General features: G+C 62.8%; 22 protein-coding genes and 2 tRNA genes. 18 read left to right on the top strand and 6 right to left on the bottom strand.

Features of this window, described 5'->3' with window-relative positions; genetic code table 11:
• The first annotated feature begins 99 nt into the window (after window positions 1–99).
• The 15 genes from uvrB (at window position 100) to ACK4HJ_RS05750 (ending at window position 11,616) form a co-directional block, all read left to right on the top strand.
• Window positions 100–2,190 (top strand): excinuclease ABC subunit UvrB, encoded by a 2,091-nt coding sequence (gene uvrB / locus ACK4HJ_RS05820; protein WP_409828599.1) that lies wholly within the window; start codon window positions 100–102, stop codon window positions 2,188–2,190.
• 243 nt (window positions 2,191–2,433) lie between these two features.
• Complete coding sequence (gene iscR, locus ACK4HJ_RS05815) at window positions 2,434–2,970, top strand: Fe-S cluster assembly transcriptional regulator IscR (RefSeq protein WP_008904778.1); 537 nt, start codon at window positions 2,434–2,436, stop codon at window positions 2,968–2,970.
• Between the two features lie 115 nt (window positions 2,971–3,085).
• Window positions 3,086–4,312, top strand: a complete 1,227-nt coding sequence (locus ACK4HJ_RS05810) for an IscS subfamily cysteine desulfurase (protein WP_409828596.1) — start codon at window positions 3,086–3,088, stop codon at window positions 4,310–4,312.
• A 51-nt stretch (window positions 4,313–4,363) separates the two neighbouring features.
• Window positions 4,364–4,768: a Fe-S cluster assembly scaffold IscU gene (gene iscU, locus ACK4HJ_RS05805; RefSeq protein ID WP_409828593.1), complete on the top strand. Its 405-nt coding sequence runs from the start codon at window positions 4,364–4,366 to the stop codon at window positions 4,766–4,768.
• 32 nt (window positions 4,769–4,800) lie between these two features.
• Window positions 4,801–5,124, top strand: a complete 324-nt coding sequence (gene iscA / locus ACK4HJ_RS05800; RefSeq protein ID WP_015013983.1) for an iron-sulfur cluster assembly protein IscA — start codon at window positions 4,801–4,803, stop codon at window positions 5,122–5,124.
• Window positions 5,125–5,215: 91 nt separating this feature from the next.
• On the top strand, window positions 5,216–5,734 hold the full coding sequence (gene hscB, locus ACK4HJ_RS05795) for a Fe-S protein assembly co-chaperone HscB (protein ID WP_409828589.1): 519 nt from the start codon (window positions 5,216–5,218) through the stop codon (window positions 5,732–5,734).
• Between the two features lie 80 nt (window positions 5,735–5,814).
• A complete protein-coding gene (hscA, locus tag ACK4HJ_RS05790) occupies window positions 5,815–7,689 on the top strand; it encodes a Fe-S protein assembly chaperone HscA (RefSeq protein WP_409828587.1) in 1,875 nt (624 codons plus the stop codon).
• Window positions 7,690–7,746: 57 nt separating this feature from the next.
• Window positions 7,747–8,085: an ISC system 2Fe-2S type ferredoxin gene (fdx, locus tag ACK4HJ_RS05785; protein ID WP_409828586.1), complete on the top strand. Its 339-nt coding sequence runs from the start codon at window positions 7,747–7,749 to the stop codon at window positions 8,083–8,085.
• An 86-nt stretch (window positions 8,086–8,171) separates the two neighbouring features.
• Window positions 8,172–8,885, top strand: a complete 714-nt coding sequence (dnaQ, locus tag ACK4HJ_RS05780) for a DNA polymerase III subunit epsilon (protein WP_409828584.1) — start codon at window positions 8,172–8,174, stop codon at window positions 8,883–8,885.
• Between the two features lie 37 nt (window positions 8,886–8,922).
• Window positions 8,923–8,997 (top strand) — tRNA-Val (locus tag ACK4HJ_RS05775).
• Window positions 8,998–9,047: 50 nt separating this feature from the next.
• Window positions 9,048–9,122 (top strand) — tRNA-Val (locus ACK4HJ_RS05770).
• Between the two features lie 127 nt (window positions 9,123–9,249).
• A complete protein-coding gene (locus ACK4HJ_RS05765; RefSeq protein WP_409828582.1) occupies window positions 9,250–10,287 on the top strand; it encodes a histone deacetylase family protein in 1,038 nt (345 codons plus the stop codon).
• Between the two features lie 211 nt (window positions 10,288–10,498).
• Window positions 10,499–10,801, top strand: a complete 303-nt coding sequence (locus ACK4HJ_RS05760; protein ID WP_409828579.1) for a DUF883 family protein — start codon at window positions 10,499–10,501, stop codon at window positions 10,799–10,801.
• 69 nt (window positions 10,802–10,870) lie between these two features.
• Window positions 10,871–11,266, top strand: coding sequence for a phage holin family protein (locus ACK4HJ_RS05755; RefSeq protein WP_409828577.1), 396 nt, complete (start codon window positions 10,871–10,873; stop codon window positions 11,264–11,266).
• The gene (locus ACK4HJ_RS05750; RefSeq protein ID WP_409828574.1) at window positions 11,263–11,616 is read left to right on the top strand and encodes a hypothetical protein; all 354 of its coding nucleotides are present in this window, start codon (window positions 11,263–11,265) and stop codon (window positions 11,614–11,616) included. The genes ACK4HJ_RS05755 and ACK4HJ_RS05750 overlap by 4 nt, the downstream gene beginning before the upstream one ends.
• A gap of 73 nt (window positions 11,617–11,689) precedes the next feature.
• Here ACK4HJ_RS05750 and ACK4HJ_RS05745 read toward each other — a convergent pair whose 3' ends face one another.
• On the bottom strand, window positions 11,690–12,748 hold the full coding sequence (locus tag ACK4HJ_RS05745; protein WP_409828572.1) for a quinone-dependent dihydroorotate dehydrogenase: 1,059 nt from the start codon (window positions 12,746–12,748) through the stop codon (window positions 11,690–11,692).
• Window positions 12,749–12,785: 37 nt separating this feature from the next.
• Between ACK4HJ_RS05745 and rpiA the strand changes: the two genes are divergently transcribed.
• Complete coding sequence (gene rpiA / locus ACK4HJ_RS05740) at window positions 12,786–13,475, top strand: ribose-5-phosphate isomerase RpiA (RefSeq protein ID WP_409828569.1); 690 nt, start codon at window positions 12,786–12,788, stop codon at window positions 13,473–13,475.
• Between the two features lie 103 nt (window positions 13,476–13,578).
• On the opposite strand, the gene ACK4HJ_RS05735 is transcribed toward rpiA, so the two are convergent.
• From ACK4HJ_RS05735 to ACK4HJ_RS05715, 5 genes are all read right to left on the bottom strand, one after another.
• Entirely contained in the window at window positions 13,579–14,235 is a 657-nt protein-coding gene (locus ACK4HJ_RS05735) for a glutaredoxin family protein (RefSeq protein WP_409828568.1), read from the bottom strand.
• A gap of 14 nt (window positions 14,236–14,249) precedes the next feature.
• A complete protein-coding gene (locus tag ACK4HJ_RS05730) occupies window positions 14,250–16,307 on the bottom strand; it encodes a M3 family metallopeptidase (RefSeq protein ID WP_409828566.1) in 2,058 nt (685 codons plus the stop codon).
• Window positions 16,308–16,383: 76 nt separating this feature from the next.
• Window positions 16,384–17,238 carry a bifunctional methylenetetrahydrofolate dehydrogenase/methenyltetrahydrofolate cyclohydrolase FolD gene (gene folD / locus ACK4HJ_RS05725; RefSeq protein ID WP_409828565.1) on the bottom strand — a complete coding sequence of 285 codons (855 nt, stop codon included), beginning with the start codon at window positions 17,236–17,238 and terminating at the stop codon, window positions 16,384–16,386.
• Window positions 17,239–17,312: 74 nt separating this feature from the next.
• On the bottom strand, window positions 17,313–17,939 hold the full coding sequence (locus ACK4HJ_RS05720; protein WP_218295105.1) for a response regulator transcription factor: 627 nt from the start codon (window positions 17,937–17,939) through the stop codon (window positions 17,313–17,315).
• Window positions 17,936–20,494 (bottom strand): PAS domain S-box protein, encoded by a 2,559-nt coding sequence (locus tag ACK4HJ_RS05715; RefSeq protein ID WP_409828563.1) that lies wholly within the window; start codon window positions 20,492–20,494, stop codon window positions 17,936–17,938. The genes ACK4HJ_RS05720 and ACK4HJ_RS05715 overlap by 4 nt, the downstream gene beginning before the upstream one ends.
• Before the next feature lie 169 nt (window positions 20,495–20,663).
• Here ACK4HJ_RS05715 and aceE point away from each other — a divergent pair, with 169 nt between their 5' ends.
• Together aceE and aceF are read left to right on the top strand one after the other, a co-directional pair.
• The gene (gene aceE / locus ACK4HJ_RS05710) at window positions 20,664–23,381 is read left to right on the top strand and encodes a pyruvate dehydrogenase (acetyl-transferring), homodimeric type (RefSeq protein ID WP_409828561.1); all 2,718 of its coding nucleotides are present in this window, start codon (window positions 20,664–20,666) and stop codon (window positions 23,379–23,381) included.
• Window positions 23,382–23,399: 18 nt separating this feature from the next.
• The gene (gene aceF, locus ACK4HJ_RS05705; RefSeq protein WP_409828558.1) at window positions 23,400–25,103 is read left to right on the top strand and encodes a dihydrolipoyllysine-residue acetyltransferase; all 1,704 of its coding nucleotides are present in this window, start codon (window positions 23,400–23,402) and stop codon (window positions 25,101–25,103) included.
• Window positions 25,104–25,110 lie beyond the last annotated feature (7 nt).

Raw genomic sequence — 25,110 nt, 5'->3', positions numbered from 1 at the left:
TGGAAAGAGGTTGTCAGTAGCGAGGAATCCGGGTGTGGTGTACCGTGCCGGGTTCCGCCGATTTTAACGGCCGGCCTCTTTCACACGTTGACTGCACCCATGCCGGATATCACAGAAGTCATAACCGAAAAGCAAGACGGCGAGTTCGTCCGTTTCCCCGACTCTCCCTTCGAGCTGTTCCAGCCCTACCCGCCAGCAGGTGACCAGCCCGAGGCCATCAACAAGCTGGTGGAAGGCCTGAACGACGGCGAGGCCTTCCAGACGCTGCTGGGCGTGACGGGCTCGGGCAAGACCTTCACCATGGCCAATGTGATCGCCCGCATGGGCCGCCCGGCCATCGTGTTTGCGCCCAACAAGACGCTGGCAGCGCAGTTGTACAGCGAGTTCCGCGAGTTCTTCCCCAAGAATACCGTGGAGTACTTCGTCAGCTACTACGACTATTACCAGCCCGAAGCCTACGTGCCCCAGCGCGACCTGTTCATTGAGAAGGACAGTGCCATCAACGAGCACATCGAGCAGATGCGGCTGTCTTGCACCAAGAGCCTGATGGAGCGGCGCGACGTTGTCATCGTGGCCACGGTGTCAGCCATCTACGGCATTGGCGAGCCTGAGAGCTACCACCGCATGGTGATGACGCTGCGCGTGGGGGACAAGCTGGGCCAGCGCGACGTGATTGCTCAGCTCATCCGCATGCAGTACCAGCGCAACGAGCAGGACTTCTCACGCGGCAAGTTCCGCGTGCGGGGCGACACCATCGACGTGTTCCCGGCCGAGCATTCTGAGTTGGCCATCCGCATCGAGCTATTCGACGACGAGGTGGAAAGCCTGCAGCTGTTCGACCCGCTCACGGGCCGCGTCAAGCAGAAGATTCCGCGCTTTACCGTATACCCCAGCAGCCACTATGTCACGCCGCGCGACAAGGTGCTGACGGCTGTCGAAACCATCAAGATCGAGCTGGCCGAGCGCCTGAAGCAGTTGCTGGACGACGGCAAGCTGGTCGAGGCGCAGCGGCTGGAACAGCGCACGCGCTTTGACCTGGAGATGCTCAGCGAAGTAGGGCACTGCAAGGGCATCGAAAACTACACGCGCCACCTGTCGGGCGCGGCGCCTGGGGAGCCGCCCAGCACGCTGACGGACTACATGCCCAAGGACGCGCTGATGTTCCTGGACGAAAGCCACCAGATGATCGGGCAGCTCAGTGCCATGTACAACGGCGACCGGGCCCGCAAGACGACGCTGGTGGAATATGGATTCCGGCTGCCTTCGGCGCTGGACAACCGGCCGCTCAAGTTTGAGGAGTTCGAGCAGCGCATGCGGCAGGTGATTTTTGTGTCTGCCACGCCGGCGGATTACGAAAAAACGCACGCAGGGCAGGTGGTGGACCAGGTGGTGCGCCCCACGGGTCTGGTGGACCCGGTGGTCGAAGTGCGCCCCGCCACGCACCAGGTGGACGACGTGCTGCAAGAGATCCGCATCCGCACCGAGAAGAAGGACCGGGTGTTGATCACCACGCTGACCAAGCGCATGGCCGAGCAATTGACCGACTACCTCACCGATAACGGCGTGAAGGTGCGCTACCTGCACAGCGACGTGGACACCGTGGAGCGGGTTGAAATCATCCGCGACCTGCGTCTGGGCGCCTTTGACGTGCTGGTGGGCATCAACCTGCTGCGCGAAGGGCTGGACATCCCTGAGGTGTCGCTTGTCGCGATCCTGGATGCCGACAAAGAAGGTTTCTTGCGCGCAGAGCGCAGTCTGATACAGACCATCGGCCGCGCGGCGCGCAACCTGAATGGCAAAGCCATCCTGTATGCGGACCGCATTACCGACTCCATGAAAAAAGCCATGGACGAGACGGAACGCCGCCGCATCAAGCAGATCGCATACAACGAGGCCCACGGAATCACTCCGCGCAGCATTGTCAAGCGGGTAAGAGACCTGATTGACGGTGTCTACAGCGAAAAAGCCGGCAAGGACGCGGCGAGGCTGGAGCAGGAAGCGATGCAGCGCGCGCAGGTGGAGGACATGTCCGAAAAAGATGTGTCACGCGAGATCAAGCGCCTGGAAAAGCTCATGCTGGAGCATGCCCGCAACCTGGAGTTTGAGCAGGCTGCCCGGGTGAGGGACCAGTTGACGCGCCTGAAGGACCAGGCGTTTGGCGCACATGGAAATGATTCGGTGGCTCTGTAAGCGATGGGCGATGAGTTGTTACTGTCGAGTCGATAAATAACTAGTTGGTTTTTTAACCCGACAGATTCGATAGGGATTTGTGTTATACTCCCACAAAACACTCAAGAAAACAGCCCAACGATGAAGGGCTCCGTGCCAGGCGACTGATTGTGCGGAGAAAGGGGCGGAGACGGTGCCCTCGCTGGCCAACAGCCAGCGGAGGCGGTTTCTTCAACGAACAAGCCTTAGCACAAGGAGCTTGCGATGCGTCTCACTACCAAAGGCCGTTTTGCGGTCACCGCCATGATTGACCTGGCCCTGCGCCAGAATAACGGCCCTGTCACCCTTGCAGCCATTAGCCAGCGCCAGCAGATTTCCCTGTCCTATCTGGAGCAGCTCTTCGGCAAGCTGCGTCGCCATGAGCTGGTGGAATCCACGCGTGGCCCCGGTGGTGGTTACACGCTGGCCCGAAAGGCGGGCGATATCACCGTGGCAGACATCATCGTGTCGGTGGATGAACCTATTGACGCCACCCAGTGCGGAGGCAAGGAAAACTGCCTGGGTGAAGCTGGCCGTTGCATGACGCACGAGCTGTGGGCGTCGCTGAACCAGCGCATGGTGGAGTTTCTGGATTCAGTCACTTTGCAAAAACTGGTTGATGAGCAGATCGCCAAAGGTGTGCAGATTGAAGACAAGCCCGTGGTCCGCCGGGCCATCTCTACCACCCCCGTGGTCAAGCCCATTCGTGTGAACGCGCCGAACTCGGTTTTCGCACTGGGCAACGTGTTCGCCAAATCCTGAAGGGAGTAGGGTGGTGGCGGGCCCGGCAGGGTCGGCTTGGCCCTGAAACCGAAGCAAGTTTTGTAGTTGTTATTTTTGTTGAGTTTGCCAGCCAGCAACCTTCTCTGAGCCAGCCATGGACATGACCCCGCACTTTCCCATCTATCTCGACTATGGCGCCACCACCCCGGTAGACCCCCGCGTGGTGGACGCCATGATCCCCTGGTTGCGCGAACACTTTGGCAACGCAGCCTCGCGCAGCCATGCCTGGGGATGGGAGGCCGAGGAGGCGGTCGAAAAAGCGCGTGTGCAGGTCGCAGAGCTGATTGGTGCCGACCCGCGTGAGATCGTCTGGACCAGCGGCGCCACCGAATCCATCAACCTGGCCTTGAAGGGCGCGGCCCACTTCTACAAGGGCAAGGGCAAGCACCTCATCACGCTCAAGACTGAGCACAAGGCCGTGCTGGACACCATGCGCGAGCTGGAGCGCCAGGGCTTTGAAGCCACCTACCTTGATGTGCAGGAAGACGGCCTCGTCGACATGAACGCACTCAAGGCGGCCATTCGTCCTGACACCGTGCTCATCAGCGTCCTGTTCGTCAACAACGAAATCGGTGTGATCCAGGACATCCCCGCCATTGGCGCGCTGTGTCGCGAAAGGGGCATCCTGCTGCATGTGGATGCTGCCCAGGCCACTGGCCGTGTGGAGATTGACTTGTCCACGTTGCCGGTCGATCTGATGAGCATGACGGCGCACAAGACATACGGTCCCAAGGGCATCGGCGCCTTGTATGTGCGCCGCAAGCCCCGCGTCCGCCTGGAGGCTCAGATGCACGGCGGCGGCCACGAGCGTGGCATGCGCTCTGGTACCTTGCCCACCCACCAGATCGTGGGCATGGGGGAAGCATTCCGCATAGCCAAGGAAGAGATGACCGAGTCCAACGCCAAGGCCCGCGCCCTGCAGCAGCGTTTGCTCAACGGCCTTAAGGACATCGAGCAGGTGTTCATCAACGGCAGCATCGAGCCTGGCAAGCGCGTGCCCCAGAACCTGAACATGAGCTTCAACTACGTCGAGGGCGAGTCGCTCATCATGGGCATCAAGGGCCTGGCCGTGTCGTCTGGCTCTGCCTGCACCTCGGCCAGCCTGGAGCCCAGTTATGTGCTGCGTGCCCTGGGCCGCAGTGATGAACTGGCTCACAGCAGCCTGCGCATGACCATTGGCCGTTTCACCACCGAGGAGGAGATCGACTACGCCATCTCCACCATCCGAGAGAACGTGGCCCGTCTGCGCGAATTGAGCCCGCTGTGGGAGATGTACAAGGATGGCATCGACATCAGCACCATCCAGTGGGCTGCGCACTGATCCCACGGCTGCCCACAGATTTTTGAAGATTGCATTGAAGAGGTACACATCATGGCTTACTCAGACAAAGTGGTTGACCATTACGAAAACCCCCGCAATGTGGGTTCGTTCGACAAGGGCGACGATTCGGTGGGCACCGGTATGGTGGGCGCGCCCGCCTGCGGCGACGTGATGAAGCTGCAGATCAAGGTGAACCCCGAGACCGGCGTGATTGAAGACGCGCGCTTCAAGACCTACGGCTGTGGCTCGGCCATCGCCTCGTCTTCGCTGGTGACTGAATGGGTCAAGGGCAAGACGCTGGACGAAGCGGCGGCCCTCAAGAACAGCGAGATCGCCGAAGAGCTGGCCCTGCCGCCCGTGAAGGTGCACTGCTCCATCCTGGCCGAAGACGCGATTAAGGCCGCTGTGCTGGACTACAAGACCAAACACGCCGCGACCGCGCCTGCTGCCGCCTGAGTTTTGATTCACAGATGGATGGATCCAGCGACATGGCCATTACGCTGACAGAAGCCGCGGCCCGGCACGTCAACCGCTACCTGACCCGGCGCGGCAAAGGGCTGGGCGTTCGCTTGGGGGTAAAGACCACCGGCTGCTCGGGCCTCGCCTACAAGCTCGAATACGTTGACGAAAGCGAACCGGAGGACATCGTGTTCGAAAACCATGGCGTCAAGGTGTTGATCGACCCCAAAAGCCTGGCATATATCGATGGCACCGAGCTGGATTTCGTCCGCGAGGGCTTGAACGAAGGCTTCAAGTTCAACAACCCCAACGAGCGTGACCGTTGTGGTTGTGGAGAGAGCTTCCGCGTCTGATTCCCGCCGCATCGTTCTGCCAAACCGCCATAGCGCTGTGTGCTGGCGGTTTTTTCTTGGATGTTGTTCACACCTGCTGCTTGCGCCGCGCATGAATCTGCAATCTGACGACTTTGAATTGTTTGGGCTCGAGCGCCGTTTTGCACAAGAGCGCAGTGCCATTGACGCCCGATGGAAAGAGCTGCAACGCGAGGCACACCCCGACAAGTTTGCGGCGCAAGGCCCCGCCGCGCAGCGTGTGGCCATGCAGTGGTCCGTGCGCATCAACGAGGCCTACCAGCGCCTGAAAGACCCGCAACACCGCGCGGCCTACCTGTGCGAGCTCAATGGTGCACCCATCCGCGCCGAAGACAACACGGCCATGCCGACGCCTTTTCTCATGCAGCAGATGGAGTGGCGTGAATCGTTGGAAGAAGCCCGTATCGAGAGCGAACTTGATGCGCTGGAGGAAGTTGTCGAGCAAGCCCGCCGTACCGCTCTGGCCCAGTGCGGCCAGCTCATTGACGAGCAGCAAGACTACGCAGGCGCAGCGCGCCAGGTCAGAGCCCTCATGTTCATTGCGCGATTTGCAGAGGACATTGAGCGTCGCCGAGAGCAACTGGGACAATAGAACGGTTTTGCTTTCCCTTGGGGCACACCATTGCGTGCTGATGTGATGGCCGGCCCCGCCACGTTGAGACCCGATATTTCATGGCGCTTCTGCAGATTTCCGAACCCGGCCAGTCCCCCAACCCGCACGAGCGGCGCATTGCAGTCGGCATTGACCTGGGTACCACCCATTCGCTGGTTGCCGCCGTGCGCAATGGGGTGTCTGAGTGCCTGCCCGATGCCGAGGGGCGCGTCCTGCTTCCTTCGGTGGTACGTTACCTCGAAAACGGCGGGCGCCAGATCGGATATGAAGCCTGGGCCGCGCAAGCCCAGGACCCGCGCAACACCATTGCGTCAGCCAAGCGTTTCATGGGCCGTGGCCTGAAAGATGTTGCCGAGGCCGGCAAGCTGCCCTACGAGTTTGTGGCGCCGGACGAAGACGCCCGTACGGGCGGCATGGTCAGCATCGCAACGGTCGGCGGGCCCAAGTCGCCCGTTGAAGTCAGCGCCGAGATTTTGGCAACGCTGCGGTACCGGGCCGAAGACACCTTCAACGACGACCTGTATGGCGCGGTCATCACAGTGCCTGCTTATTTTGACGATGCCCAGCGTCAGGCCACCAAGGATGCCGCCAAGCTGGCGGGCATCCACCTGCTGCGTTTGATCAACGAACCCACCGCCGCCGCGATCGCCTATGGCCTGGACAATGCCAGCGAAGGCGTTTACGCCGTCTACGACCTTGGAGGTGGCACCTTCGACATCTCCATATTGCGACTGACCCAGGGCGTGTTCGAAGTGATTGCCACGGGCGGAGATTCGGCGCTGGGCGGCGACGACTATGACGCCGCGCTGGCCGACTGGGTGTTGCAGCAGCTGGGACTACAGGCGGTGACGCCCGCCGACAAAGCCGCTGTGCGCATGGCGGCAAGGGCGTGCAAGGAGGCATTGACTGCTACAGATTTAATAGCTTTCAGCGCTTTATTGACAAGCGGTACAGCCGTTTTTGATGTGAAACGGAGCGATTTTGACGCTGCTACGGAGGCGCTGACGGCGCGTTCCATGGCCGCTGTGCGGCGTGCGCTGCGTGATGCCCACTTGTCGCGTGACGAGGTGCAGGGCGTGGTCATGGTGGGCGGCTCCACCCGCATGCCGCAAGTGCAGCGGGCGGTGGCCGACTTCTTTGGCAAAAAGCCGCTGACGAATCTCAATCCCGACGAGGTCGTGGCGCTGGGTGCCGCCATCCAGGCCAACCAGCTGGCGGGCAACAACACGGCGGGAGACCTGCTGATGCTCGACGTGATCCCGCTGTCGCTGGGTATCGAAACCATGGGTGGCCTGGTGGAACGTATCGTGGCACGCAACGAGACCATCCCGACCGCTAAGGCGCAGGACTTCACAACCTACAAGGATGGTCAGACGGCGTTGGCGGTCCACGTGGTGCAGGGAGAGCGAGACCTGGTGCAGGACTGCCGCAGTCTGGCGCGGTTTGAGTTGCGCGGGATACCGCCGATGGCTGCCGGCGCTGCGCGCATCCGCGTCACCTTCACCGTTGACGCGGATGGCCTGCTGAGCGTGAGCGCCAAGGAGCAGGGTAGCGGCGTTGAGGCGCGCATTGATGTGAAGCCCTCGTATGGCCTGTCTGACGATGAGATTGCGCGCATGCTGCAGGACGGCTTTGCGACTGCCGCGCAGGACATGAAGACGCGCGCCGTGGTGGAGGCCCGAGTGGACGCGGACCGCATGCTTTTGGCCACCCAGAGCGCGCTCGATGCGGACGGCGATGTGTTGAGCGCGCAAGAGCGTGCTGCCATCGACGGCTTGATGGCTGCGCTGCGCGCCCAGCTCGATGCGCAAGACGCCGCGACAATTGAAGCCGCCACCGAGGCCCTGGCCAAGGGGACCGAGGCGTTTGCGGCCCAGCGCATGAACCGAGGCATCCAGCAGGCGTTGGCCGGCAAAAACGTTCAAACCTTGTGAGCCCCCTGCACGCACCCTGCCGATCAAGTCAAGGATTGCCAAGTTAAAGACCGCCCCATGCCCGTCATCAAGATTCTTCCCCATCCCGAATATTGCCCGGCAGGCGCCGAGATCATTGCGCCTGCCGGCACGTCCATCTGCGAGGCGCTGCTCGACCACCACATCAACATCGAGCACGCTTGCGACATGAGCTGCGCCTGCACCACCTGCCACGTCATCGTGCGCCAGGGGCTGAGTTCTCTCAACGAGGCCGAGGAAGAGGAAGAAGACCTGCTGGACCGCGCCTGGGGTCTGGAGCCGCAGTCGCGCCTGTCGTGCCAAGCCATCCTTGCGCAGACCGATCTGACTGTCGAGATTCCCAAGTACACGATCAACCACGCCAAAGAGAACCACTAGATGAGTGCAGCGCGAGGCCGCCCCAAGCAAGCTGGCGCCCCTTTGGGGGGCGGCGAGGACACGAAGTGCCGAGTGTGGGGGCGCGCATGACCCGGCAAATTGTTCTGGACACCGAAACCACCGGCCTTTCGGCCGAGGGTGGGGATCGCATCATTGAACTAGGCTGCGTAGAGCTACTTAACCGCAAGCTCACCGGCAACAACCTGCATCTTTACTTCAACCCCGGTCGCGACAGCCACGAGGATGCGCTGAAGGTGCACGGCATCAGCAACGAATTCCTGAAGGACAAGCCCAAGTTCGCTGAAGTGGTGGACGACATCCTCCAGTACCTGCAGGGAGCCGAGATCATCATCCACAACGCGGCCTTCGACGTGGGCTTTCTCAACAAGGAGCTGGAACTGGTGGGGCGCCCTGCGTTCCGCACCTTTGTGGAGAGCGTGACGGACACCCTGGCCATGGCCAAGGAGATGTACCCGGGCAAAAGAAACTCGCTGGACGCACTGTGCGACCGTTTGGGCGTGGACAACTCGGGGCGCACGTTGCACGGTGCTCTGCTGGACGCAGAGTTGCTCGCGGATGTCTACATCAATCTGACGCGCGGCCAGGATGCCCTGCTCATCGCTGAGGATGTGCAGGAGAGCGCAGGCGGGATGAAAGTTGCGGCAATCGACTTGCGCGGCCTGATTTTGCCCGTCCTGAAAGCGAGCGAACAGGAGCATGCGGCTCATGCCGAGGTGCTAGCCCAGATCGACAAAGCGAGTGGTGGCAAAACAATTTGGCGTGCCACTCAAACGGCCTGAAAAGCTGTGCCATAATAGAGGGCTGTCGCAGCGACAAGGGTGATTAGCTCAGCGGTAGAGCACTGCCTTCACACGGCAGGGGTCACATGTTCGATCCATGTATCACCCACCACGCTTTTGACAGGCTTTCATGCAACCGCCTTGTGGAAAGGCAGGCATGACGGGTGATTAGCTCAGCGGTAGAGCACTGCCTTCACACGGCAGGGGTCACATGTTCGATCCATGTATCACCCACCAGATTCAAAGCCCCTCCGGATGAAACTGGAGGGGCTTTTTGTTGTGGTGCGTATCGTCGTGAGGGAAGTTGGCCGGTGCGAAGGCGGCTACAGTGCAGGTTTCCCGGTACAGACGCCTGCCACCCCGCATGATCACCTTCCTCAATCCGCTGCATCCAGGCCACGCGCCTGTTCACGAGTTTTACCGCGGGGAGCGCGTTCCCTGCTTTGAAAAACCGCAGCGCGTGGACTATGTGGAGCAGGCGCTACGCGCGCAGGGCCATCCCATGCACACGCCGGACTTCGACAGCACCGCTGCCCTGCAGCAAGTGCATGAGGCGCGCTATTTGTCGTTTCTGCAAACGGCCTGGTCGCAATGGCTGGCACTGGATGCGTCCAATGCAGCCGTGCAGCCTTTTCCGTCCGTGTGGCCGGTTCGTACCTTGCGCAGCGATGTGGAGCCGGACAACTTTGTGGCAAAGCTGGGCCTGTACTCCATGGACAACGGCACCCCCATGGCCGAAGGAACCTGGATGGCCGCCAAAACAGGGGCCGACGCGGCGGCCAGCGCCGCTCGCAGTGTCGCGCAGGGCGCACCGGCCGCGTTCTGCTGCACCCGCCCGCCGGGCCATCATGCGGGGCCGGACTTCATGGGCGGCTACTGCTTTCTCAACAATGCTGCCGTGGCGGCACAGGTGCTTCGAAATAAGGGCGCGGGTCGGGTGGCATTGCTGGACGTGGATTACCACCATGGCAACGGGACGCAGAGCATTTTTTATGACCGCGACGATGTGTTGTTCATCAGCATCCATGGCGACCCGCGCACCGAGTACCCCTTCTATCTAGGACACGCGGACGAAAGGGGCGCTGGATTGGGTTTGGGTTTCAATCTGAACTTGCCTTTGCCCGCAGGGACCTCCGCAGCACGGTGGTTTGAGGCCCTGGAACATGCCTGTGAGCGCGTTGGCAGCTATCGCGCAGACGTGATGGTCGTCTCCTTGGGTTTGGATGCGTTCGAGGGCGATCCTATCTCGCGCTTTGCGCTGGCGTCCTCCGATTTCACGCGCCTGGGTGCGCGGCTGAGCCAGCTGGGCTTACCAACGGTGTTCGTGCTGGAAGGCGGGTACGCCGCTGCCGAACTCGGCATCAATGCGATCAATGTGTTGGATGGTTTTGAGAATGCGTAGGTACCAGACTGTTGCGCCGCCGCGCATTGACAAATGCCCCACTCATTGCGGAACATGGGCTGGTCGCCCATGACCTAGCGCAAGTGCATTGCAAACGGTAACCACATGCGTCCCCGTCCTACGGAGGGCTTTACCCAGGGGTGGCTAAGATGAGCCCAGGTGCTCGCCTGCGACACCTGTCGTCAATTTTGTACATCGAAGAAAGGCTTGTATGACTGCTTCCGACACGAACACCACCCAGGGCGAACTGGAGAAACTGGTTTCTGATCTGCGGGGGCTGCTGGCCAACAAGGACCTGGATGCAGTCCCAGAGATCAAGCTCTTGCGTCAACGCCTGGACGACGGCATGCACAACGTGCGCGAGTCCGCCGTGCGTGCCGCCCAGGATGCCGCCCGCCAAGCCAAGGACGCAGCCATTGCTGCAGACCGCTACGCCCATGATGAGCCATGGCGCGTGGCTGGCGCGGCACTGGCGGTGGGTGCGTTGGTGGGATTCCTGCTTGCACGGCGCTGAGCGCATGCATGCAAATCTCCTTTGCGCCGCTTTGCGTAGCGTGATCAGCCCTTCCGACCAAGGTTTGGCATGAACTGGCTCGCTTTGCTTGGACTGGAACCGCTCGTCAACCGATGGCGGGCCAACATCATCGAAGGGGCCATTGCTGTCGAGGACCGCATGGCGTTGGCCCGGCTGGAATGGCAAGACCAGAAACAGCGGCTGCAGCAGATTCTGATTCTCATCATTCTGGTGGCTGGGCTCACCGTGGTGGCACTCATCATGCTGTCGTTGGCGGTGCTTGTGCATTTTTGGGACACCCCTCAGCGTACCTTGGTGGGCTGGCTGGTGGCAGGCGTGTGGACACTGGGGTGGGTGGTTGCCCTCGCGTCGCTGGTGTCAGTGGCCCAGCGTGCGGGCGACGGTTTTGCGCTGACGCGCCGCGAACTGAGCCAGGATTGGCGAGACATCAAGGAGCGTCTATGACATCCGCAGCCAAATCATCCACCCCGGAAGCATCGTCGCCACAGTCGATTCCGCTGTCTGCAACGCCTGAACAGCAGCAGGTGATTGAGCGTATCGCCCTTCAGCGTGAGCGCCTGCGGGCCCGGCGCGCTGCACGTGCGCAATCGCTTGCGCTGGCAGAACGCAACCCAGGCTTGGGCGGAACAGTGGACGAATCCATGGCGCTGCGCCTCGCAGGCTTTGCGCGAGAGCATCCTGTTGCTGTCGCTGCCGTAGCTGCGGGGGCGCTGGTTGCGGGGCCGCGTCGATTGGTGCGCTGGGCCGGCGTGGTACTGCCACTGGTAATGCGTCTGCGCCGCAAGGCTTTATAGTTGGCGCCAACAGTCTCGCCTCGCCGTGACACGGAGCCCTGGAAACAGCGGCTCCGTTTTTCTTTCCGGATGTTTATCCAGCACCGATGGCCTTGATGGCTTTGGCCGCTTTGGCCACCAGTGCCGGGCCCTCGTAGATAAGACCGGTGTATATCTGCACCACGTTTGCGCCTGCGCGGATTTTGCTGACCGCGTCGGCCGCGCTCATGATGCCGCCCACGCCGATGATGGGGAATTGAGATCCAAGGGCCGCGCGCAGTTGCCGGATCACCTGGTTGCTGGCTTCCAGCACCGGTGCTCCACTGAGCCCACCTGTTTCTTCGGCGTGCTGCATGCCCTGCACGGCAGCGCGGCTGATGGTGGTGTTGGTGGCGATGACGCCATCCATGCCATGGCGCTGCAAGGTGGCGGCGATCACGGCCACCTGCTGCTCCTCCAGGTCAGGGGCAATCTTCACGAACACCGGCACCCGGCGCGCATGCTGGGTCGCCAGCGCCTCGCGCCGCTGGGCAACGGCGCCCAGCAGTGCGTCCAGTGCTGCGTCACTTTGCAGCGCCCGCAGGTTTTGGGTATTCGGCGAACTGATGTTGACGGTCACGTAGTCCGCGTGCGGGTACACGCCCTCCAGGCAGGTGAGGTAGTCGCTGGTGGCGCTTTCGATCGGCGTGCTGGCGTTCTTTCCGATGTTCAAGCCCAGCAGCATGCGATGCTTGCGTGCCAGGGTGCGGAACTGCGCCTGCTGCACGTTGCGCAAGAAGGCATCCAGCCCATCATTGTTGAAGCCCAGGCGGTTGATCAGAGCCTTTGCTTGGGGCAGGCGAAACATGCGAGGCTTTGGGTTGCCGGGCTGGCCTTTGGGTGTGACGGTGCCGACCTCCACGAAACCGAAGCCCATGGCGCCCAGCGCATCAATGCAGCGTGCATTCTTGTCCAGGCCTGCAGCCATTCCGACCCGGTTGGGAAAGGTCAGGCCGGCCAACTCCACGGGGTCATCCACGGTCTCGTTGCACCAGGCCCACTGCATCGGAGTGCGTTGTCCGCGCGCGAGCATGTCCATGGTGAGTTCGTGGGCGGATTCGGCATCCATGCCGAAGAGAAAGGGGCGGGTGAGGGCGTAGGGGATGAGGGACATGGGGGGATAATTCGGGGATTACCCCTGATTTTCTCCCATGACGACCACGACTCCCCTGACCCAAGACGAACTCAAGACCCTGGTAGGCCAAGCCGCGCTGCAATACGTAGTGCCCGGCGAAATTGTGGGGGTGGGCACCGGCTCCACCGTCAACAAGTTCATCGATGCCCTGGCCACCATCAAGGACCAGATCAAGGGGGCCGTGTCCAGTTCGGTGGCGAGCACCGAAAAGCTCAAGGCTCTGGGCATTGCCGTGCTGGATGCCAATGAGGTGCCGGCGCTTTCTGTCTATATCGACGGTGCGGATGAAATCGATGGCCAAGGCCACATGATCAAGGGCGGCGGGGCCGCGCTGACACGCGAGAAGATCGTGGCCGCCCTGGCAGCCCGCTTTGTCTGCATCGCGGATGAGTCCAAGCTGGTGCCGACCCTCGGGCAGTTTCCCCTGCCGGTGGAGGTCATCCCCATGGCCGCTAGCCACATCGCTCGTCGTTTCGAAGCCATGGGGGCGCAAGCTGCCCTGCGCCTCAAAGATGGCCAGCCTCTGGTCACCGACAATGGTCAGCACATCCTGGATGTGAAGGGCTTGACCATTGCCGACCCCGTGGCTTTCGAGTCCGACGTCAACCAGTGGCCGGGAGTGGTGACGGTGGGGGTCTTTGCACACCAGAAGGCCTCCGTGTGCCTGCTGGGCACCGCTCAGGGCGTGAAAACGCTGACGTACTAATGGGACGGCAGCGCCGCTCGCCAAATAAAAAAGGGAGCCTTGAAAGCTCCCTTTTATGTTTTTAGCCCGCCCTGCAGCGCGCGACCACCCCATCAGAACCCAGTCAGAACCGGATCCCTGCAGGGTTGCTGGGGGTGGGGCCTTCATTGACAGGCGCTGGCGGACGCTGCCTCTGAGCCTGGGCGCGTGCTGAAGAAGGGGCCGACGCTGCCGCCGAAGCAGGCTCTGCAGCCTTCACTGCAACCAGAGGGGTTGCAGCAGGCCTGCGGTAATTGGGCGGCAGTTGCGACTGCTTGGGATAGCCAGCGGCGTCCAGGTACTGTGTCCACTCGGTGTCTGAAAAGCCCGCCAGTTGCTGGCTGCCGATGGTGCCAAAAGGCAGGCTGGCGCTGCCGCTCAGGCGCTGCAGCGCGTCAATGTCTTCGTTGGTGGACACCGTTCGCTCGGTGAACGGAATGCCGCGCGCCACAAGCATGTTGCGTGCGCTGGCACAGGGCGCGCAGTCACTGCTGGTGTAGAGCGTGACCGGAAACCGTGTGGCAGGCTGGCGTAGCGCCAAAGGCAGCTCCGCATTCGGGGCTGTGGGACCTGTGCCGGAGGTTCGTGCAGGCTGGGCTGCTGCATCTGCCGGTGGGCGGTCCGAGAAGGTAACCTTGCCGTCCGGGCCGACGATGCGGTAGACAGTCTGTGCCTGGGCACTGGCGCAGGCCAGGGCCATCAGCAGCGATGCAAGCAGCGGGGCGGACAATGGCTTCGGCATGGTGGTCGTTCTCCTCAGTTCATTCGGGGCGGCGTGGCTTCTTCGGCCATGCCTTGGTGGCGCAGCAGGGCATCCAGACTGGGTTCGCGGCCGCGGAAGGCCTTGAAGGATTCCATGGCAGGGCGGCTGCCGCCAGCTTCCAGGATGGCCTCGCGGTAGCGCCGGCCAGTTTCGGTACTGGGCAGGCCATCGCCGCCCACAGTCTCTTCAAAGGCGGCGTACGCGTCCGCGCTCAGCACTTCGGCCCATTTGTAGCTGTAGTAACCCGCAGCGTATCCACCGGCAAAGATGTGGCTGAAGGTGTGTGCCGTTCGGCTGAAAGCCGGTGGTTCCAGCACGGCCACCTCGCTGCGCACCTGCGCCAGCAGCGGCATGAAGTCCTGGGCGGGGTCGTGCTCGGTGTGCAGCAGCATGTCGAACAGCGCAAACTCGATCTGGCGCAGGGTCTGCATGCCGCTCTGAAAGTTCTTGGCCGCCGTCATCTTCTCGAACAACTCGCGGGGCAACGGGGCCCCCGTGTCCACATGGGCGGTCATGTGCTTGAGCACGTCCCATTCCCAGCAGAAGTTTTCCATGAACTGGCTGGGCAGTTCCACGGCGTCCCACTCCACACCGCTAATGCCCGACACGTCGCGCTCGTTCACCTGCGTCAGCATGTGGTGCAGCCCATGGCCGAACTCGTGGAAGAGGGTGATCACATCGTCGTGCGTCAGCAGGGGCGGCTTGCCGTCCACGCCTTCGGCAAAGTTGCAGACCAGGTGGGCCACGGGCGTTTGCAGCTGGCCCGTGTCTGGGCGCTTCCAGCGGGCGCGTACATCGTCCATCCAGGCGCCTCCGCGCTTGCCGGTGCGGGCCGGCTGGTCCAAATAGAACTGGCCCACCAGCTGGCCCTGGCGCTCAATGCGATAGAACTCCACGGCGGGGTGCCACACGGCGGCTGTGTCACGGCGGATGGACACCTCGAACAGAGTTTCGATGATCTTGAAGAGCCCCGCCAACACCTTGGGGGCGGTGAAATACTGCTTGACCTCCTGCTCGCTGAAGGCATAACGCGCTTCCTTGAGCTTCTCCGAGATGTACGGCCAATCCCAGGCCTGTGGCGATGTCAGCCCCAGATGCTCTGCCGCGAACGTCCGCAGGTCGGCCACGTCTTTCTCCGCATACGGCCGCGCGCGGCGGGCCAGATCCCGCAAGAAGCCGACCACCTCTGCGGGCGACTTTGCCATCTTGGGCACCACGGATACTTCGCCAAAATTACCGTAGCCCAGCAGTTGGGCCTCTTCACGGCGCAGGGCGAGGATCTCGCTGATCAGCGCGGTGTTGTCAAACTTGCGGGCGTCGCCCTCGGCCTGATCGGAAGCGCGTGTGACGTATGCCCGGTAGAGCTTTTCGCGCAGGTCGCTGCGCGCGGCGAACTGCATCACGGGAAGGTAGCAGGGCATCTTGAGCGTGAGCTTGTAACCCGACTTGCCTTCCGCCTGGGCGGCGGCAAGCGCGGCTTGCTGCACGTCTGAAGGCACGCTTTCCAGTTCGTCCGCAGTGGCGTAGTAGGCAAACGCGTCGGTGGCGTCCAGCGCGTTTTCACTGAACTTCTGGCTGAGTTCGGCTTGGCGTTCCTGGATCTGCGCAAAGCGCTCTTTGGCTGGACCGGTCAGTTCCGCACCGCTCAGCACAAAGTTGCGCACGGCGTTCAGGTGCGCCTGGCGCTGCTCCGCCGTCAGCGAGGCGGGGTCAATGGCTTTGTACTTGGCGTACAGGCGCTCGTCGGCGCCCAGGCGGGTCCAGAACTCGGTGACGCGGGGCAGTGCGGCGTTGTACGCGGCGCGCAGCTCGGGTGTGTCGGCCACGCTGTTGAGATGGCTCACCGCGCCCCATGCTGTGCCGAGCTGCTCTGTCGCCACATCCAGCACCCGGGCAATGTCTTCCCAGCGGGCGGGGAAGTCCGGCGCGGTGACCGTCTCCAGTGCCTGGTTGGCACGCTCCAGCAGTGCGTCCATCGCGGGGGCCACATCTTGTGGGGCGATGCGATCAAAGTGGGGAAGGTCCGAGAAGTCGAGAAGGGCGTTGCTCATGCGGAGTCAGATGGCGCCGGGTGGCACAGGTTCAAGTTGCAAAGCAGCTGATTTGGCGTCGCACCAGGCGCGTTGTTCAGCCAGCGGCAGCGCGCTCGGCGGCTTCGATGGTGTTGACGAGCAGCATGGTAATGGTCATGGGGCCGACCCCGCCAGGAACGGGGGTGATCCAGCCGGCGACTTCCTTGACGCCGTCAAAGTCCACGTCGCCGCAGAGCTTGCCATCCGCCTTGCGGTTGATACCCACATCGATCACGATGGCGCCGGGCTTGACCATGTCAGCAGTAAGCGTGTTGGCACGGCCCACCGCCGCCACCACGATGTCGGCTTGGCGGGTGTGGTAGCCCAAGTCGGGTGTGCCGCTGTGGGTGACTGTCACAGTGGCGTTCGCCTGCAGCAGCAGCAGGGCCATGGGCTTGCCCACGGTGTTGCTGCGGCCAATGACCACGGCGTGCTTGCCCTTGATCGATTGGCCCGTGGACTCGATGAGCTTCATGCTGCCATAGGGCGTGCAGGGGCGGAAACCTTCCAGCCCTGCCATCAGTTCGCCGGCCGACAGCACGGAGTACCCATCCACATCCTTGGACGTGGCAATGGCTTCGATGACCTTGTGCGGGTCAATGTGCTTGGGCAGGGGCATCTGTACCAGGATGCCGTGTACGGTCGGATCGGCATTGAGGGCCTCAATACGTGCCAACAAAGCGGCTTCGCTCAGATCGGCCTCGTACTTCTCAAACACAGAGCGGACGCCGCTGTCTTCACAAGCCTTCACCTTGTTGCGTACATAGACGGCGGATGCGGGGTCTTCACCCACCAGAATCACTGCGAGGCCAGGCTGGTGGCCGCGGGCGGTGAGGGCCGCAGCGCGTTGCGCGACCTCGGTGCGCAGCTGGCGGGACAGGGCGTTGCCGTCAATGAGTTGGGCGGTCATGGTCAAAAAATGTCAGTCAAATTAGCCTCTAGCGCTTATCTGGAAAGCGCTAGCAGCTATCAAAAAATGAGTCCTCAGGCCTTGGGTGCGTTCTGCCCCAGGGCGATCTTCAGCAGGTCGGCCACGGTGTTGGCGTTGAGTTTTTCCATGATGTTGGCGCGGTGCGCCTCCACCGTCTTGATGCTGATGCCCAGGTCGTCGGCGATCTGCTTGTTCAGGCGGCCGGCGACGATGCGTTCGAGCACCTGGGCTTCGCGGCTGGTGAGCTTGGAGAGTAGGGCGTCGCGGCTGGCTGCCTGCTGGTAGCCGGCGAAGGCCTCGCGGGCATGGTCCAGCATGCGTTCGACCAAGCCGACCAGTTCCTCTTCGTCAAAAGGCTTCTGGATGAAGTCCAGCGCGCCTTTCTTCATCGTGTTGACAGCCATGGGCACGTCGCCATGGCCGGTGATGAAGACGATGGGCAGGGGGGATTTGCGCTCGATGAGGCGGTCCTGCAGTTCCAGGCCGGTCATGCCGCCCATGCGGATGTCCACGATCAGGCAAGCCACTTCGCGCGGGTCGTAGCGCGACAGGAAGGTCTCGGCCGAATCAAAGCAGCGTACCCGGTAGTCCTTGCCTTCCAGCAGCCACTGCAGGGAATCGCGAACTGCCTCATCGTCATCCACAACGTAGACAGTGCCTTTTTTCGGAATCAAGCTCATGCAATGGTCCTTGGGTTTCGTGTGTTTGCTACAGAATTTGTAGTGGCATCAGCAGGCTTGGCAAGCGGCAGCCAGAAGGAGAACCTGCAGCCGATGACCTCCGGGCCATTGTAGAGGTTCTCCGCCTGCATCCTGCCCTGATGCGACTCGACGATGCTGCGGCACAGATTGAGGCCCATGCCCATGCCTTCCTGCTTGGTGGAGAAGAAGGCTTCGAACAAACGTTCCAGCACTTCTGGCGCCAGGCCCTTGCCGGTGTCCTGCACCGAAAACTCCACCACTTGGCGCTCGTCCACCGTCTTGGGCACCACGCGCAGCTCCACACTGCGGCCGGCGGCGGGGCGGTTGGCGTGCTGGATGGCTTCGGCGCCGTTCTTCATCAGGTTGACCAGCACCTGCTCGATGAGGATGGTGTCAGCCATCACGGGCGGCAGGCGGGCGGCCACGTAGTGGGTCAGGCGCACGTTGTGGCGGCGCAGTTCGATGTCGGCCAGTTCCACGGCTTCGTTGACCATGGAGTGCACATCGGCCAGCGCGCGATTCGGTTCGCTCTTCTTCACGAAGGAGCGGATGCGCTGGATGATTTGGCCCGCGCGCTGGGCCTGGTGGGCAGTCTTCTGCAGCGCCGTTAGCAGGGCTTCTTCGGTCAGTTGTCCGCTCTGGATGCGCGACACCATGCCGCTGCAATAGTTGTTGATGGCGGTGAGCGGTTGGTTCAACTCGTGCGCCACGCTGGAGGCCATCTCGCCCATGGTGATGAGGCGGCTGACCGACTGGGCGCGCTCGGCCTGGCGCTCGGCCTGTTCTTCCGCCAGGCGGCGGGGCGTGATGTCGGTGGCAATCACCATCTGCGCGAGGCGGCCGTCCACCCAGTTCAGGTAGCGTGAGCGCACCTCCAACCATTTGCCCAGGTCGGGCAGATAGATTTCGGCGTTTTCGGTGCGGGCGCTGGTAAGAGGGTCGGTGGGCAAGCCCATCAGGCCATCTTCGTCGTCCATGCCCGACGGGTTGGAGCCGGCCACCGGCACCACGCCGGCCTGCGCCACCAGCTGCAGGTGCCCGCCGGTCTGCGAGCCGAACCACTGGCGATAGAGCTTGTTGGCAAACAGCAGCTCTTCGCTGCCCAGCGGCGCCACAGAGACGGAGGCGTCCAGCGACTCCAGAACGATGGTGAATCGCTCGTGCGAGGCCGACAGCTGCTCGCGGATACGGTTGGGCTCGGTGATGTCGGTCATCGACGTCATCCAGCCGGTCTGCTGGCCGTGCGCGTCGATCAGCGGCGACACATACAGCCGTGCGTCAAACAGCGTGCCGCTCTTGCGCCGCACGCGCACCTGGAACCCGCCGACGATGGTCTTGCCACTGAGTTCGTCGCGCAGTTTGGCGTGCAGCGCCTCGTGGTCGGATTCGGGCCAGTAGGGGAAGGGCGCCTTCAGGCCCACCAGCTCGGCCTCGCTCCAGCCCGTCATCTGGCAGAAGGCAGCGTTCACGTAGGTGATGCGGCCTTCCATGTCCAGCGCGCGCATGCCGGTCAGGATGGAGTTTTCCATCGCGCGGCGGAAGTTCGTCTCGGCCACCAGGGCCTGTTGGGCCTGCATACGACGGCGGGTGTGGCGCCAGGTGGCGATCAGCATCCAGGCCGTCATGGCGCTGAGCGTGCCCACCAGCCAGAACAGCCCGCTGCCCACCACGCCCAGTGAGGTGCGGTAGGCCTGGGCCTTGAGCACCAGGCCGTTGCCCACGGGGGAGACGGGCACCTCGTATTCATTCGCACGGGGCGTCCACGGCAGCAGCTGGGTGGCAGGGTTGCGCGGACCCAAGGGGGTGCCGGCCAGCACCTGGCTCTTGCCATCCAGCAGCGTCACCGCGTAGCGGGCCAGCACCTCGGTGGGAGTGCCGTAGCGCAGCAGGCTGTCGATGGAGTATTCACCCAGCACGACACCAGCGAACTTTCCCTGGTTGTTGAGTGGCACCTGCAACTGCAGCAGCGGAGCGGAGTCACCGGTGGTGGCGGCAGGCTGTGAGTACACCGGCTGCTGAAGGTCGCGGGCCAGACCAAAGGTATCGGCGGTCTCGCCGGGCTTGAGCACTTCGCCTGCGATGCGCAGCTCGTTGCTGGCCAGCGTGGGTGCGGCATGGCTGGCGCGGATGCGGCGGCGCTCGTCGATCCATGTGATGGCCTGCAGTTCGGGGTACTGGCTGATGAGCGTCTCGGCGCGGCTCACGAAGTCTGCGCGCTCCAGCTCCTGGTTTGACAGGTCACGGGCAATGCGCATGAGCTGTTCCTGACGCTCCAGAAGACGCAGGCGCACGCGCTGCTGCGCGTATTCCACGTCGCGGCGCAGGGCTTCCTGTTCCCTTTCGGCCTCTTCGGCGCGCAAATACCAGAACGCCGCCACGATGGCCGCCAGAAACATGAGCACGGCAGCCAGCGGCGCCAGCGCGGCAAAGCGGTCCTGCCGCGTGGGGGACAAGCCGCGCCACCACTTGCGCCACCAGCGCACTGGGGCAGAAACGACCAGGTTGGCCGACGAGGAGGGCAGCTGCGAATCCATCTGCGAAGTGTAGGGGAGCGGTGACACCCCGTTACGGCGCCACATCAATGTGCAACTGCAGCAATTTATTGCATTATGAAATGATAAAGCACCATTTGAAATAAGCGATTTTTGTGAGAAACTAGAGGCAACGTACTAAATTGCTGCTACTTCTACAGGAGACAAAAGCATGTCAGCACAGCCCGACCCTCAGGCCGGTTTCGGCATTGGCACCGACGCCGACCAGCAAGAAACCCGTGAATGGATGGACGCGCTGTCCGCCGTGATCGACAAGGAGGGCCCGGAGCGTGCCCACTTCCTGCTGGAGCAGCTTCTGGAACACGCGCGCCAGAACAGCATCGACATGCCGTTCTCCGCGAACACCGGCTACGTCAACACCATCGAGCCCGAGCAGGAAGCCCACTGCCCCGGAAACATCCAGATTGAAAAGCGCCTGCGCGCCTACATGCGCTGGAACGCCATGGCCATGGTGGTGCGTGCCAACCGCCTGAACCCGGCGGACGGCGGCGACCTGGGCGGCCACATCGGCTCGTTCGCATCGGTGGCCAGCATGTTCGGTGCCGGTTTCAACCACTTCTGGCATGCGGCCAGCGAAAAGCACGGCGGCGACCTGCTGTACATCCAGGGCCACAGCTCCCCCGGCATCTACGCGCGCGCCTACCTGGAAGGCCGCCTCACCGAAGAGCAGCTGGACAGCTTCCGCCAGGAAGTGGACGGCAAGGGCCTCTCGAGCTACCCGCACCCCAAGCTCATGCCTGAGTTCTGGCAGTTCCCCACGGTGTCCATGGGCCTGGGCCCGCTGATGGCCATCTACCAGGCACGTTTCCTCAAGTACCTGCACGCCCGTGGCATCGCCGACACCGCCAACCGCAAGGTCTGGGTGTTCTGCGGCGACGGCGAGATGGACGAGCCCGAATCGCTGGGCGCCATCGGCCTGGCCGCGCGCGAAAACCTCGACAACCTCGTGTTCGTCATCAACTGCAACCTGCAGCGCCTGGACGGCCCGGTGCGCGGCAACGGCAAGATCGTGCAGGAACTGGAAAGCGAGTTCCGCGGCTCCGGCTGGAACGTGATCAAGCTGCTGTGGGGCAACGGCTGGGACGAGCTTCTGCGCCGCGACAAGAGCGGCAAGCTCAAGCAACTGATGATGGAAACGCTGGACGGCGACTACCAGGCCATGAAGGCCAACGACGGCGCTTTCGTTCGCAAGAACTTCTTCGGCAAGTACCCCGAGACCCTCAAGCTCGTCGAGCACATGACCGACGAAGAGGTGTTTGAGCTGCGCCGTGGTGGCCATGAGCCCGCCAAGGTGTATGCCGCCTTCCACGCCGCCAACGAGCACAAGAACCAGCCGACCGTGCTGCTGGTAAAGACCGTCAAGGGCTACGGCATGGGCAAGGCCGGTGAAGGCAAGAACACCGTGCACCAGACCAAGAAGCTCTCGGACGAGGACATCAAGTACATCCGCGACCGCTTCAACATCCCGATTCCGGACAGCCAGCTGGCCGATATCCCGTACTACAAGCCGGCCGACGACACGCCCGAGATGCAGTACCTGCATGAGCGCCGCAAGGCCCTGGGCGGCTACCTGCCCCAGCGCCGCCCGCAGGCCGACGAGAGCTTCACCGTGCCCTCGCTCGACACCTTCAAGGCCGTGCTCGAACCCACGGCCGAAGGCCGCGAGATCAGCACGACGCAAGCCTACGTGCGGTTCCTCACGCAGCTGCTGCGCGACCAAGCCCTGGGCCCTCGCGTGGTGCCCATCCTGGTGGATGAGGCGCGCACCTTCGGCATGGAAGGCCTGTTCCGCCAGATCGGCATCTACAACCCCAAGGGCCAGCTGTACACCCCGGTCGACCGCGACCAGGTGATGTACTACAAGGAAGACAAGGCTGGCCAGATCCTGCAGGAAGGCATCAACGAAGCCGGCGGCATGGCCAGCTGGATCGCCGCGGCCACCAGCTACAGCACCAACAACCGGATCATGATCCCGTTCTACGTGTACTACTCGATGTTCGGCTTCCAGCGCATCGGCGACCTGGCCTGGGCTGCGGGTGACATGCAGGCACGTGGCTTCCTGCTGGGCGGCACCTCGGGCCGCACCACGCTCAACGGCGAAGGCCTGCAGCACGAAGATGGCCACAGCCACATCCTGGCCGGCACCATACCCAACTGCATCAGCTACGACCCCACCTTCGCCCACGAAGTCGGCGTGATCATGCACCACGGCTTGAAGCGCATGGTCGAGCGCCAGGAAAACGTCTTCTACTACCTGACGCTGCTCAACGAGAACTACGCCATGCCCGGCCTGCAGCCCGGCACCGAGGACCAGATCATCAAAGGCATGTACCTGTGCAAGCAGGCGCCCGCCCTGGCTGCCGACGCGCCCACCGTGCAACTGCTGGGCAGCGGCACCATCCTGCGCGAATCGTTCTTTGCGCAAGAGCTGCTTGAAAAAGACTGGGGCGTGGCCGCTGGCATCTGGAGCTGCCCCAGCTTCAACGAACTGGCCCGCGACGGCCAGGACGTGGAGCGCTGGAACCTTCTGCACCCGCTGGAGACACCGCGCGTGTCCTTCGTGTCGGAGCAACTGGGCAAGACGAGCGGCCCCGTGGTCGCGTCCACTGACTACATGAAGAACTACGCGGACCAGATCCGTCCGTTCATCCCCGCCGGTCGTACCTACAAGGTGCTTGGCACTGACGGCTTCGGCCGCAGCGACTTCCGCAGCAAGCTGCGCGAGCACTTCGAAGTAAACCGCCATTACATCGTGGTGGCCGCGCTCAAAGCACTGTCCGAAGAGGGCAAGGTGCCCGTGGCCAAGGTGGCCGAGGCCATTGCCAAGTACGGCATCAACGCAGACAAGATCAACCCGCTGTACGCATAACAATCCGGGAGACGAACCATGGCATTGGTAGATATTCAAGTCCCGGACATCGGGGACTTCGACGAAGTGGGCGTGATCGAAGTGCTGGTCAAGCCGGGCGATACGGTGAAGGCCGAGCAATCGCTGTTGACGGTGGAATCCGACAAGGCCTCGATGGAAATTCCATCGAGCCACGCTGGCACCGTGAATGAAGTGAAGGTCGCCCTGGGTGACAAGGTCAAGCAGGGCTCCGTCATCGTGGTGCTGGAGACGGCCGACGCTTCTTCAGAGCCAAAACAGGCTCCAGCGCCCGCTGCACCTGCGCAAGCAGCTCCTAAAAATGAAGCACCAGCACCAGCACCAGCGCCCGCTGCTGCACCTGCACCTGCGGCCCCTGCCGCTTCCGGCCCGGTCGAAGTGCGCGTGCCCGACATCGGTGACTTCAAGGACGTGGCCGTCATTGAAATGCTGGTCAAGGTGGGCGACACCATCAAGGTCGAGCAGTCACTGTTCACCGTCGAATCCGACAAGGCCTCCATGGAGATCCCTTCGCCCGCCGCAGGCGTGGTCAAGGAACTCAAGGTCAAGATCGGCGACACCGTGAACATCGGTGATCTGGTCGCGGTGCTCGAAGGCGCTGCCTCCAGTGCAGCGGCACCTGCCTCGGCACCCGCAGCGCCTGCACCGGCTCCCGCTTCTGCGGCTGCTGCTGCAGCGGCGCCCGCTGCCGCACAGGCTTCTGCACCAGCCCCCGCGCCAGCGTCGGCCGCTGCGGTGCCCGCGCACCAGCCAGGCACACCTGCACCTGGCCTGCCGCATGCCAGCCCCTCGGTGCGCAAGTTCGCCCGCGAACTGGGCGTGCCGCTCGAAGAGGTCAAGGGCACAGGCCCCAAGGGCCGCATCACGCAGGAAGACATTGCAGCTTTCACCAAGCAGGTGATGAGCGGCGCCGCGCAGACCAAGTCCCAGGCAGCCAAGGCACCTGCTGCCAGCGGTGGTTCCGGCGTGGGCCTGGACCTGCTTCCGTGGCCGAAGGTGGACTTTTCCAAGTTCGGCACCGTGGAGCGCAAGGACCTGTCGCGCATCAAGAAGATCAGCGGCGCCAACCTGCACCGCAACTGGGTGATGATTCCCCACGTCACCAACAACGACGAGGCCGACATCACCGAGCTCGAAGCCTTCCGTGTCTCCACCAACAAGGAGAACGAAAAGAGCGGCGTGAAGGTGACCATGCTGGCCTTCGTGATCAAGGCCGTGGTGGCCGCGCTGAAAAAGTTCCCAGAGTTCAACACCAGCCTGGACGGCGACACGCTCGTCTACAAGCAGTACTACCACATCGGCTTTGCGGCCGACACGCCCAACGGCCTCGTGGTGCCGGTGCTCAAAGATGCCGACAAGAAGGGCATCCTGCAGATCAGCCAGGAAATGGGCGAGCTGGCCAAGAAGGCCCGCGACGGCAAGCTCGGCGCAGCCGACATGCAGGGCGGATGCTTCTCGATCTCGTCGCTCGGCGGTATCGGTGGCACCCATTTCACGCCCATCATCAATGCGCCCGAAGTGGCCATCCTGGGCCTGTCCAAGGGGCAGATGAAGCCGGTGTGGGATGGCAAGCAGTTCGTGCCGCGCCTCACGCTGCCGCTGTCTCTGTCGTACGACCACCGCGTGATCGACGGTGCCAGCGCCGCGCGTTTCAACGCTTACCTCGGTCAGGTGCTGGCGGACTACCGCCGCATCCTGCTGTGAAGGAGAC

The sequence above is a fragment of the Acidovorax sp. genome, from assembly GCF_046294525.1.
Classification (GTDB): domain Bacteria; phylum Pseudomonadota; class Gammaproteobacteria; order Burkholderiales; family Burkholderiaceae_C; genus Acidovorax.
Note: the sequence above shows the minus strand (reverse complement) of the source record. Positions and strands in the feature narration are given on the sequence as shown.

Bases quoted from the DNA above. Each gene is read 5' to 3' on its own strand.
- ACK4HJ_RS05765 (WP_409828582.1), top strand. From the start codon at position 9,250: ATGATCACCTTCCTCAATCCGCTGCATCCAGGCCACGCGCCTGTTCAC.
- ACK4HJ_RS05755 (WP_409828577.1), top strand. From the start codon at position 10,871: ATGAACTGGCTCGCTTTGCTTGGACTGGAACCGCTCGTCAACCGATGG.
- ACK4HJ_RS05720 (WP_218295105.1), bottom strand. From the start codon at position 17,939: ATGAGCTTGATTCCGAAAAAAGGCACTGTCTACGTTGTGGATGACGAT.
- uvrB (WP_409828599.1), top strand. From the start codon at position 100: ATGCCGGATATCACAGAAGTCATAACCGAAAAGCAAGACGGCGAGTTC.
- hscB (WP_409828589.1), top strand. From the start codon at position 5,216: ATGAATCTGCAATCTGACGACTTTGAATTGTTTGGGCTCGAGCGCCGT.
- ACK4HJ_RS05715 (WP_409828563.1), bottom strand. From the start codon at position 20,494: ATGGATTCGCAGCTGCCCTCCTCGTCGGCCAACCTGGTCGTTTCTGCC.
- fdx (WP_409828586.1), top strand. From the start codon at position 7,747: ATGCCCGTCATCAAGATTCTTCCCCATCCCGAATATTGCCCGGCAGGC.
- ACK4HJ_RS05760 (WP_409828579.1), top strand. From the start codon at position 10,499: ATGACTGCTTCCGACACGAACACCACCCAGGGCGAACTGGAGAAACTG.
- ACK4HJ_RS05750 (WP_409828574.1), top strand. From the start codon at position 11,263: ATGACATCCGCAGCCAAATCATCCACCCCGGAAGCATCGTCGCCACAG.
- folD (WP_409828565.1), bottom strand. From the start codon at position 17,238: ATGACCGCCCAACTCATTGACGGCAACGCCCTGTCCCGCCAGCTGCGC.
- iscU (WP_409828593.1), top strand. From the start codon at position 4,364: ATGGCTTACTCAGACAAAGTGGTTGACCATTACGAAAACCCCCGCAAT.
- ACK4HJ_RS05745 (WP_409828572.1), bottom strand. From the start codon at position 12,748: ATGTCCCTCATCCCCTACGCCCTCACCCGCCCCTTTCTCTTCGGCATG.
- aceE (WP_409828561.1), top strand. From the start codon at position 20,664: ATGTCAGCACAGCCCGACCCTCAGGCCGGTTTCGGCATTGGCACCGAC.
- iscA (WP_015013983.1), top strand. From the start codon at position 4,801: ATGGCCATTACGCTGACAGAAGCCGCGGCCCGGCACGTCAACCGCTAC.
- aceF (WP_409828558.1), top strand. From the start codon at position 23,400: ATGGCATTGGTAGATATTCAAGTCCCGGACATCGGGGACTTCGACGAA.
- hscA (WP_409828587.1), top strand. From the start codon at position 5,815: ATGGCGCTTCTGCAGATTTCCGAACCCGGCCAGTCCCCCAACCCGCAC.
- iscR (WP_008904778.1), top strand. From the start codon at position 2,434: ATGCGTCTCACTACCAAAGGCCGTTTTGCGGTCACCGCCATGATTGAC.
- ACK4HJ_RS05730 (WP_409828566.1), bottom strand. From the start codon at position 16,307: ATGAGCAACGCCCTTCTCGACTTCTCGGACCTTCCCCACTTTGATCGC.
- rpiA (WP_409828569.1), top strand. From the start codon at position 12,786: ATGACGACCACGACTCCCCTGACCCAAGACGAACTCAAGACCCTGGTA.
- dnaQ (WP_409828584.1), top strand. From the start codon at position 8,172: ATGACCCGGCAAATTGTTCTGGACACCGAAACCACCGGCCTTTCGGCC.
- ACK4HJ_RS05735 (WP_409828568.1), bottom strand. From the start codon at position 14,235: ATGCCGAAGCCATTGTCCGCCCCGCTGCTTGCATCGCTGCTGATGGCC.
- ACK4HJ_RS05810 (WP_409828596.1), top strand. From the start codon at position 3,086: ATGGACATGACCCCGCACTTTCCCATCTATCTCGACTATGGCGCCACC.